At 33.7% G+C, this 12,216-nt stretch carries 4 protein-coding genes; 2 read left to right on the forward strand and 2 right to left on the reverse strand.

The window, feature by feature from the left end; translation table 11 throughout:
- Positions 1-87: 87 nt before the first annotated feature.
- Together QZU75_RS09450 and QZU75_RS09455 are read right to left on the reverse strand one after the other, a co-directional pair.
- Positions 88-690, reverse strand: coding sequence for a TetR/AcrR family transcriptional regulator (locus QZU75_RS09450; RefSeq protein ID WP_296883271.1), 603 nt, complete (start codon positions 688-690; stop codon positions 88-90).
- Positions 691-721: 31 nt separating this feature from the next.
- Positions 722-1,330, reverse strand: coding sequence for a TetR/AcrR family transcriptional regulator (locus QZU75_RS09455; protein WP_296883273.1), 609 nt, complete (start codon positions 1,328-1,330; stop codon positions 722-724).
- A gap of 237 nt (positions 1,331-1,567) precedes the next feature.
- Between QZU75_RS09455 and QZU75_RS09460 the strand changes: the two genes are divergently transcribed.
- Together QZU75_RS09460 and QZU75_RS09465 are read left to right on the forward strand one after the other, a co-directional pair.
- A complete protein-coding gene (locus QZU75_RS09460) occupies positions 1,568-8,914 on the forward strand; it encodes a right-handed parallel beta-helix repeat-containing protein (RefSeq protein WP_296883274.1) in 7,347 nt (2,448 codons plus the stop codon).
- Positions 8,821-12,216 (forward strand): right-handed parallel beta-helix repeat-containing protein (locus QZU75_RS09465; RefSeq protein WP_296883275.1); only part of this gene is annotated, 3,396 nt, incomplete at its 3' end. The genes QZU75_RS09460 and QZU75_RS09465, both read left to right, overlap by 94 nt.

The raw sequence follows: 12,216 nt of genomic DNA on the forward strand, positions 1-12,216 counted from the left end.
TCTATTTTTTTACATTTGTGCACTTCCAAACACAAAATTCAATTAAAGATTTTGTGCCCTATCTTCAAAGATTAAAAAAATACTTTTTTACTGGCATTCGATGGCCTGCCAAGTCATTTCAAAGTTTCTCTCAAAAATTAAATCAATATCATCATTTGGGAAATTTAACCAGAAATATTGAGTTCCCATATACATGATATACAAAGATTCTACAATGTCTTTAGTTGTGAAGTCATTAGAGATTTCATTTTGCCTTTTGCCATCTTCGACAAGGCCGGTTAAAAATTTTCTAACATCATTTCCTGTTTGTGAAACTATGCTATTAACATCATCATTTGCATAGCCAATTCCAGTTAAAAGAAGTACTACACTGGCATAATTGATTTTTTCATCTATGCTTTCAATTTCCACACCATTTATGTAGTGATGTAACACATGACACAATGTGTCATGGATTCTGTCCTTTGATGAACCTTCGAGGATGATTTTATCAAAATCGACTTTAATATAATCCACCATATACTTTTGAAGAATTGCTTCAAATAATTTGCTTTTATCTGAAAAATGATAATATATGCCGCCTGTTGTAAGTCCGGTATAATTTCGAATTTCACTGATTGAAATATCAACTGATTCTTTCTCCAATATTAATTTCAGCGTTTTTTCAACAATCAAATCTTTGGTGTTCATCTAACCACATCATGTTTCTCAGTTTAATTAATTATTCCCTGAATCTTATCTTTTCCCATTCCAAATTAAAATTATCTTCAAAGTCCTGAATCATATCATCAATTAAATATACTTCCCATTTATATTGAATTCCCATGTACATGATAATCAATGACTCTACAATGTCCTCGGTTGAGAGGTCCTGTCTGATTTCCCTGTTTTTTTGACCTTCCTCAATAATTTCTGTGAAAAAATCCTTAAATTCTTTTAAAATACAATGGCTCAACTCCGCATAATTTTCATAAGCAAATACCTCTCCGGTTAAAACCAGCAATAATGATCTGTAGTCTATATCACCATCAATCGATTCAATCTTGATTCCGGTTTCTTTTTGCCTGAAAATTTCAGCCATGACATCATGGATTTTTTCTTTTGCATTACCATTTATCTGTCTGAGTTTGTCTATATTAAATCTGTAATAATTCATATAATATTTTTCAATAAGTTCATCGTATATTTCTTCCTTATTTGAAAAATAGTGATATATTCCACCAATTGCAATTCCGGAGGATGCACTTATTTCTCTAATAGAAATCAGAGAGTCTTGTTTTTCTATCATTAATTTTAAAGTATTTTCTAAAATTAACTGTTTTGTATTCATACATTAAATAATTTATATTTTATAGTTATTAAATGATATAGAGAACGAACGTTCGGTTGAAGTGTAAAATTAATTTTAAGAACAAACGTTCTGTTATATTGGAAAATAAAAACTAAATTTATAGTTTTAATTCCTCAAACAACAATAAGTTTATAAAACAATAAACTGAGAAATATTATTGAGTAAATTTTTTGAATGAATATTCTATAATTACTTACAAATTTGAGGTATTTTAAAATGAAGAAAAAAACGATAGGGATATTGCTGATAATCCTTGTATTGTTTATAAGTATCGGTGCAATTTCAGCGACTGATGCTAATGAAACATTAATGGAAGAAGTCAGTGATACAGACGTGGCAGCAACTTCAGTTGCTGTTGATGAAGACAACGCTATTTCGCCGGAGAGTGAAAGTGGCGGAGATGTTGAAATTAATGTAACTGATAGTCGAGATGAAAATCATAAGGTGGGAGTTGCATCCTCTGCTTCAGATGATGTGCTTTCCGCTGCAAATGATGATTTGCTTAAACACAGTAGTAAAAATTTTTACTATGATGGTACTGGTGAATGGTATTATGATTTGGAAGATGCCTGGTCTGACGCTGAAAATCATAAGGGAGGAACAATAAAGGTTTTGGCAGGTTATTATAAATACTCTGATGATGATGATGATTTTGAGTATAAAGTTAATACAGCAGTAGCTATAACACTCCAGCCATACGGCAACGGCCCAGTAACTTTTGATGGAAGTGGAAGTGGTTGGTTCCTTCGTGTAACTAATAATAATGTAAAGGTCACAATCAATGACATTACCTTTAGAAATATGAAGGCACGTGATGGTGGTGCTATTGAAGTTGAAGATGGAGCACAATTGACCTTGAACAGGTGTATATTTGAAGAAAATCATGCTAATAGCGATGGAGTTAGTTATGGATTAGGTGGTGCCATAAATGTGGATGAAGGTTCACTTAAAGCCACAGACTGTAGGTTCATAAACAATAAGGCTGATAGATACGGTGGAGCCATCTGTATTGAAGATGGCGGTTCAGTTGAACTTATAAACTGTTATTTTGAAGGAAATAAAAAGGGCTCTGATGAACCAAACGATTTTGATGATTATAGTATAGATAGTGGTAAAAGTGCAGATTGGAGTTTTGAAAATTGTCTATTTATAGGACATGGTTCCCTTGAAATTGAAGTAGACGCTCCTACTCAATCAGTCACAATAACACCTGACGTTGATGATGATGTAAATTTAGTGGTTTTATATAAAGATGGTTCTTATTATACTGATAAACCTTGGGCTAATCTCCATTCTGTAGAATTCACTGATCTTGAAACAGGAACATATACTGTTTACATGATGAAAGATAGTGACAAAAGATACAGTTATTCTGGAAATATTTTTACTATTTCAGACTCTTATTTTATTTTAGACGATAAGGACGCATTTGGAAGTTTAAGTGCAGCTGTTAATGCTATTCCTAATGGTGGAAGTGGAGTAATTACTGTTGAAGCCGGAACTTACACAGGTTCTTCTAATTTTAACGTGCAGATTAGAAATAAAGTAGTAACAATTAGGCCTAAAATTATTTCCGAATATGAGGATACTGTCACTTTTTCAAGTAATTCTCAAAATTATCTGTTGGACGTAGGTGCTAATGCCCAACTTATCCTAGAAGATATAACTATAACCGGTAAATTTTCAAATGCAGCATTAATATTCACTAGCAATTTGGAGTCTTCAATTACAGATTGTGAATTTAATAATATTAAAAATTCTCAAAACCAACCTGGAACTCCAATTGATGCCCAAAATTCAAAACTGGCACTAAATGATACAACTTTTGATTTAAACGGCCACATTATCTTAAAAAATACTGTTGCAACTATAGATGAATGTACTTTCACCAACAATACTGGTGAACAGGGAGGAGCAATTAATGCAAATCCTTCTTCAGATTTAACTATTACAAGCTCCGAATTTACCCGTAATGATGCAACAACTGAAGGTGGTGCAATATATGCAACTAATCTTAAAATTGAAGACACTACATTCATGCTAAACACAGCTGAAACTGGAGGAGCTATCTATATAACCGACAGCAGCGACAGACTCGTTAATATTACTACCTGTGTTTTTGATTCCAATATTGCAACTAATCAGAGGAACATATTCTCCAAATCACCTACAAGGAAATTTAATTTAGAGTTCAATGAATATGATTTGAATTTAACAATGACTCAAAAAGATGCTTCATATGGTAGTGAGTATATTCTTAATGGTAAATTTGACTGGGGTTCAAATTTAAATAATACTTTTACTCTTTTATCAGGAACCATAGATGATGAGAATGTTTTCGGAGATTTGCTTACTGTTGAAGATAACAAATTTAATATAAATCTTGGAGTGCTGAGTGGTGGAACACATGAATTAGCCATGGAAGGAATGTATACTCAGGGAGACAGTAATGACCATTTCTATACTCACGTATATTATTCTGATTTAAATGGAAACGAATTCTATCTAACAAACCCTGCATATCTAAAAGTAGTGATTGCAAAAGCTAAAATATTATTGAATCTTGAAGTAAAAAATGTATTAATACCTGAAATACCTGTTTTAAATCTTTATGCTAATTGGGATAATAATTACACAATTTTCATCGGAAATAAATATTATAAGCTTGAAGTTGTAAACGGTAAAGGCAGTATGCAGCTGACAGGTCTTGATTTAGGTAATTATTCAGTTGTTGCTATGCGCGATGCTGATGAAAACTTTGATCTTGCTATGAATTTTACTACTTTTTCAGTGAGTAAAACATACAGCAACTTCCTCGTCGTAAGTACAAATGTGGAATATGATACTTTAGCACAGGCTGTAGCCAATTCCGGCAATGAAGATACAATATATGTTAAAAACGGCACATATAAAGACACAAAAGTAGTAATATCCAATAAGACTTTAGATATTATTGCACTGGAAACTGTGGTCTTTGATGCTCAGGGCGGCGATGCGAATTTCATAATTGTAAACGAAAATGCTGAAGTCTATATTTATGGTATAGCATTCAGAGGAATTCACAACAGAAATACAAATTATGGAGCTATAGTCAATCACGGAGATCTTTCACTAGATTCATGTAATTTTACAGACAATAAGATTACAAAAACATCATTTGCTGGAAATGGTGGAGCAGCTATATTTAGTGACGGAGAATCACTGGAAATTGACAACTGTAATTTCATAAACAATGTCGCTCCTTTAAAAGTAAGTACTGCAGCAGTCACATCATTGGGTTATGAGGATATTTCAATCACAGATTCCAAATTCATAAACAACACTGCACGTGAAGGAGGAGCAGTTCACTTTAAAAACATAGCTCAATTTGAATCAGCAATCTATTCATGTGATTTTGAACAGAATACTGCTGTTAAAGGATCTGCAATATATGTCGGAAACAATTCAAGATATACATCTGTAAGTCTATCTAATTTCGTTAAAAACAACATCAAAAATAGTTTAGGAGAAAAAGCCCAACTTGAAGGTGGAGTAATATATGTCAATGGAAACACTACCGAGGTAACAATTGACATAGGATTATCCAACTTTGAAAACAACGCCAACAAAGATGTGGACGGAGGAGTCTTATGTCTTGACGGAAGTTCAAATGCATTCATTGAAGGCTGTACCTTCAATAACAATAGCGGTAAGTTGGGATCTGCAATTTTAATCAAAAACCCTAATAATGAAAAACTCACATTGATTATAGATAGCAGTACCTTTACAAATAACCATGCAACAACTGGAGCCGTTGCAACCTCTCCTAAAGTTACAGCACTCATTGAAGAGTGTATTTTTATGAATAACACTGGAGAAAACAGACATGTTTACAGCAACGGATTTACCGTGGCTCATGATACTGTTTTTGAAGTTAGCGATACTAACTTAAAAGCGTCAACTGTTTCATATGGTAATGACTCAATAATCAAAGGTACAGCAGATCCTGGTGTCAATATCTACACATTAGCAAACTTAACCGTTGATGGTGAAAATGTCACTGCAGAAATTAAAAACAATGCATTTACCTATAATGCAGGTGTATTGAATCATGGAAAACATACCGCTGTTTTAAACAATATTGTAGATATGAACAATAATACCTACTTGATGGACAGCATAAGCATAACTTTCAAAGTTAACCGTATAGGCATTGAATTAAATGTTTCTGTTGACAATATTACCTATGGTGAAACCCTGAAAGTCGTTGAAACATTGCCTTCCACTGCTTCAGGTAGAATAAGTTATCAATTGAATGGAAAAGAATACACAAAAGATGAACTCGAATCATTGAAATTAGATGCAGGAAAATATACCTTAGTAGCTACCTACAATAATGAAGATTACGCACCTTCATCTTCCACCATCAATTTTGAAGTATATAAAGCCAATCCGACCATTTCTGTAGAGGATGTGGAAGTAGAAGATAATGGTACCGTTATTGTAAACATAAAAACAAATGTTCCATCAATCTATACAATAGAAATTGGAGATTACAAAACTGATAAATATGTTAACGGTAGCAGAGCTGTCGAAATAGATGAAATATTTGAACCTGGAACCTACACAATCAAAGTCACTTCACAGGAACGTGTAAACTACAAATCAAATTCCACTGAGGCTACTTTGAAAGTCACTAAAAATATTCCGGTAGTCACATTAAATGCCTCCAATAAAGTCACATCTCCAAATGAGGCTATTGTCGGTGTTTCAGCTCCGGAAAATGCAGTAGGAAATATCACCTACACAATAACAGATTCAAATAAAAACATTGTTAAAACCCTAACCCAATCCTGCAGAGACGATTTAATCGTTTCCGATTTGGATGACGGAGACTATGAAATCAGTGCAGTATTTGAAGGTGATGATTTATACTATTCAACCAGCAATATCAAAATGGCTCCATTATCCATTATGAGGTCCGCAAGTAATGTAAATATTCTCAGCGAGGATGAAGATGACTATGATGATGAATATAACTATCCATTTATATACCAGGAAGATGAAGATTCAGATTATGAATATTATGAAACCCTGGAAGAAGCAATAGATGCGGCTTCATTAATGGGAGGAATCATTACAGTTAGAGGAGGAACCTATTCTTACGAAGATGGAAACGCCGGTATTGATATTGAAGGAGAATTAGAAATAACAATCAGAGCATTTGAAGGCGAAGAGGTTATTTTTGACTGTCAACATGAAAGTGACTTCCTGTATTTATCATATGATACTGAAGTTGAGATAATTGAGACAGTTCCACCTATTCCTATCGTATATACTACAGAAGGCCCTACAATTACTCTTGAAAACATTACCGTAATCAACGGATATGCCAACAGTGATGGTGGAGTTATCGAAATGGATGCGGGTACTTTAACATTGCTGAACTGTAATTTCTACAATAACGAAGCTGAATATGGTGGAGTAATATATATCGGTTCAGTTACTTCAGACCAGGATGCAGATGTCATTGCATATAACACTACATTTATAAACAATATTGCAAGATCTGAAGGTGGAGTAATCTATATTTCAGAAGGTCTTGAACAGTTCGTATCAGCTTCATTTTACGCATGTACATTTTTAGACAACTACCAAGGTGAAGATGATGAGAGAACTATGAATTACTTTGCTGGTGATGCTGTTGATGAAATAGTTAAGAAAGCTTGTATATTTAACGCTAAGGATACAGTAAATTGGTCAATGGATAAAATCAACCAGACAGTAACTGTTATCGGTACATCTACTGATATCTTCGATTCAATCGTTTTACTGTACTTCGATCATATACCATTATACTCAATTTACAATAACGGTTCCCAAACATTTAATGTCACTTTCGAGGATGTAATGGGCGGAAACTACACCATAGGTGTAATGAATGACCATGACTTAAATACATATATCTTTAAAGATGCATCATTTGAAATGATAGTGCCAAACTTCATCATATCCGCAGATGAGGTATATGAAAACTTAACTGACGCTATTGGCAATGTTACAGATAATGGTATTATTTATGCAAATGCAAATTATCATATTGATGAGAATATGGAAATTGACATTAGCAAATCTTTCACACTTACCAACTTCAGAGACCGTATGGTTGTTTTCGATGGAAACAGCACAAATTGGTTCTTTACAGTGGCTGAAGGATGTAATGTTGTAATTGAAAACATTGAGTTTGTTGATGGAGGCATAAAAGATCATGCATCAATTGAAAATTACGGCAGTTTAACACTTAAAAACTGTTCTTTCACAGGTTTTGAAACCGAGACAATCATATACAATTCCGGTTCCTTAAATATAACAGACGGTGTATTTTCACTTAATTCCATTAATAATGCTATTGTTTTAAATAATGGAAAATTATTCATCGACGGAGCTGAATTCTCAAGCAATGTCATAAATACAAATTCCGTAGTGTACAACAATGGAGAAGCAGAAATTGTCTCTTCCAACTTCACAGAAAACATCAATAACGGAAATGGTGGTGCAATATATAATAAAAATAAATTATCTATTAATGGCACTGTTTTCAATGAAAATGAAGGTAAAAATGGTGGAGCTGTTTATAATGAAGGAACATTAGAAGTCTTAAACTCTACTTTTGAAGATAACACTGCAAATGGATATGGTGGTGCAATTTTCAATGACGGTAAAGCAAACATATATAATTCATCATTTAGTGGAGGATTCAGTGAAAAGGACGGAGGTGCCATTTACAATAATAATATATTGATTGTAAATAATTCCACATTAGTTGCAAATACCGCAACAGGCAATGGTGGGGCAATCTACAACAACAAAACCTTGAAACTTGCAGAATCATTCTTTGGAATTAACTTCGCTTACGAGTATGCAAACATTTACAATGCAGGCGATGTTCAAGAATTTAGTAATAACACATTCGATTTCTATGATGTGATATTATACGTACCGGATGGAGAATACGGCATCCCTACAACAATTACAGGTACACTTGATCCTCAATTCAACATGGACCTTCAATTAATATTACCTGGATTTGTTAACTATAAAGATGCTGAAGTCGCAATTACAGATGGTATATTTGAATATAATACTGGTATTTTACCAAAAGGCGCTTATGACGTTATATTAAATGAAGTCATTTATGATAAAAACGGCAACGTTTATTATGGTGAAGCAATAAGAGACAGGCTTATCGTAAATAAGGCGAATGTCTACATAAATCTGACTGTAGAGGACATTATCCTTAAGAATGCAGATAAAGGTACACCTGTTTTAAAAATCAACGCAAGTAAAAACGGAACATTCCAGCTTCTGTTCAATAATAGGCTTTCAACTTTCACTATTGCTGACACTACAGCTGAAATAACATTGGACAGTGTTGGAGAAGGAAACTACAGCGTAATGGTTGTCCGTGAAGGTGATGAAAACTATAATATATGGGCAATTTCATTGTCAACAGTACTGGTGGAAAATTCGATACATTGGTTGAAGCTATCCGTAATTCTACAGATGAAGACATTATTTATGTAATGGAAGGAAGTTACAGTAATCTAGGTAATCTCGGAGTGAGTATTTTAGGTAAAAAATTAAGCATAATTTCACTTGGAGAGGTTATTTTTGATGCAAATTCAACAATATTAATGTTTATAGCAGTTAATGAAGGCTCTGATGTTACCATATGTGATGCAATATTCACTGGATTTGATAATAGGTATAAAGAGACAGTCTTTTTGAATAGAGGTAATTTGACTTTTGACGGATGTACCTTTGTCAAAAATAATTTAGTTAACGACACTCATGCAGGGACTAATTCAGAACCATTTAAAGGATTAATATACAGTGAAGGAAATTTAAGTATTGTTAACTCTGAATTTTATGACAATAAAATATACCACACTTACCTCGTCAATAGTAAATCTGACATTATCATTAATGAATCAACATTTGAAAACAATACAATCGACAGTTGGGGCCGCCTCATTAATATAACTAATGCGAATTCAGCAAAAGTCATATCAACTGAATTTGTTGAAAACACATTAGGATCAGGTGAAGTCATTTCTGTTGAGAGATGTAATGATGTTCTCATCAATGCTGAATTTTACGATAATACTAAAGGATGGGGTATCTTTGCAAGGAATAATTCTAACCTGAATATTGAAAATTCAATATTTACAGGAAATTCATTTAGTCGTATAATCGAAACAAGGAACAATGTTCAAAATAGTATTTCAGGATGTACATTCAGTAACAATACTGTTAATTATATTGTTTTAAGTGAAGACAAAAATCTGTCCGTTTCAGAATCCTCATTTTTAGCCAACACACTTTCAGACAACCCACGTTCAGGCGAAAGTGCATTATTCATTGGATCAGATGTGAATGCTAGTGTCAACGGATGTGTGTTTGCAGAAAATAAGGGAGGCGATTGCAGAAACATCTATAGTGAGAACCCTAATGTGAACATTACCCATACAACCTTTGATACTGAAAACGTCGATTATGCTGTTAGTGATATTGACTACGGACAAACTGAAATAATTAATGGTACTATTGATATTGGTACAAACTTCGACTTCAATGTCAATTTAAACATTAACAACAAAGTCTATCCAGTCAAAGTAACTAACAATAAATTCACCCTCACTTTAAGCAATCTAACAGGTGGAGACTACGATGTGGTATTAAATGCACAAAACGATGATTCAAACACATTTGTATTTAATCAAAAAACTAAAACATTCACTGTAAATCGTATAGATCCTGGATTAAAAGTTACAATATCAAATATTACTCAGGGTGAAAAATTAGAAGTTAATGCAACACTCATCAATAATGCTACCGATAAGATTCTCTATCAATTGGATGGAAAATGGTATAACAAGACTCAGCTTGAAAATCTCACATTGACCCATGGTAACTATTTAGTTGCAGCATCATATGGTGGAAATAAAAACTACTATCCAGTCGGTATACCAGTTTATGTGGAAGTTTACAAAACCACTCCAAACATAACTGTAAGTGATGCTGAAGCTAACTATGGTGAAGATATTGAAATTAATGTAAAAGTCGACGTTGCTGATTATTATACCGTATTTATAAACGACAGCTACGATGATGCAGTTTCATTGTATATTGACGGCAGCGGAACATTTACAGTTCCAAGTAAAAACTTCAAACCCGGTAAATATGAAATCAAAGTTTATAAAATTGAAACTGACGACTATAATGAAGCATACGGCTATGCTAATTTAACAGTTAATGAAAATATCGGAATTTTCAACCTATCTAACGATACTATTTATTATGGTGAAAATGCAACTGTTCATGTGAAAGTTCCAGAAAATGCATATGGAAACATTACCTACACTGTATATGATTCCAATATGAATCCTGTTTACACTATCACACAATCCTGTCTCGAAGAACTTGTTGTTCCTAATTTGTATGTCGTAGACAATGTTGGAAAATATCTGGTCACAGGTACTTATGAAGGTGATTCCTACTACACCAATAAATCCGTAGTCTATCCTGGCGTAGTATTAGTCATTCCAAAAACTGTAGAATTAAACATTACTGTATCCAATATAACCTACGGCGAAAAAGCAGTAGTTACTGTTGGTGCAGATGCTGACGGTGAATATCTCGTTTATGTCGGTAATGAAACTTATAAAGTTAATGTTGTAAACGGTACCGGAAATGTTTCAGTTCCTGGCTTGACTGTTGGAAGTTATACTGTTAATGCAACTGCAATTGACGGGAATTATTCCGCATTTGAAGAAGCAGTATTTGAAGTAACAAGTAAACAGATTTCCGTTGTTGTTTCTGTTGAGGATATTACTTATGGTGATAATGCTACTGTTGTTGTTCAGGCAGATGTTGACGGTGAATACATTGTAAGTATTAGAGGTGAAAACTATACTGTATCTGTTAATGATGGAGAAGGAGTTAAATATATTCCTGATTTAACTGTTGGTAAGGATATTTTTGTTTCTGTAACTGTTGTTGACGGTAACTACAGCGCATATAATACCACAACATTCAATGTAAATAAACAGGACACTCCAATTGAATTGGATGTCGCAACTGGAGAAAACAATGTGACAATGACTGTTACTGTTGATGAAGCAGCAACCGGTCTTGTCAAATTCCAAGTAACTGGTCCAGAAGAATACACTCTCTATGTCGATGTAATTGATGGTAAAGCGGTTCTTCAAGATATTCTTGAAACTGGTGATTATACAGTAATCGCAACCTATATGGGTGATTCCAGATTTAATACTAACATTACCTCTGAAGAGTTCACTCTCAAAGGTCACATTAAGAAAGATACGCCTATTACTGCTAGTGCTGAAGTGGTTGGATACAGAGTTACAGTGACTGTGAATGTTGATGAAAATGCTACCGGATTTGTACGGTTAGCTGTTGGCGGTACTGTTGCTAATATTGAAGTAGTTGATGGTGTCGCAAAATTAACTACTAATTTACTTCCAAATAGTTACTTTGTTGAGGTAACTTATCTTGGTGATGATAACTTCAATATGAACAGTACTAGTGTGACATTTACTGTGGAAAATACCACTATCGATCTTAACATTGATGTTTATGAAGATGCTGCATTGGTTATGGTTGATATAAACGAATCTGCAACAGGACTGGTTAAATTCTATATGGTAGGTAAAGAAAGCGGTGAAGAATATACTATGTACATGGACGTTATTAACGGTCATGTGGAAACATTCACCAACAGCATCGAACCTGGAAACTACACCGTAGTTGCAACATACATGGGCGATTCAGTATTCAACACCAACACTACATCCAAAGACGTT

Origin of the sequence: uncultured Methanobrevibacter sp. (assembly GCF_902764455.1) — an archaeon.
Taxonomy (GTDB): domain Archaea; phylum Methanobacteriota; class Methanobacteria; order Methanobacteriales; family Methanobacteriaceae; genus Methanocatella.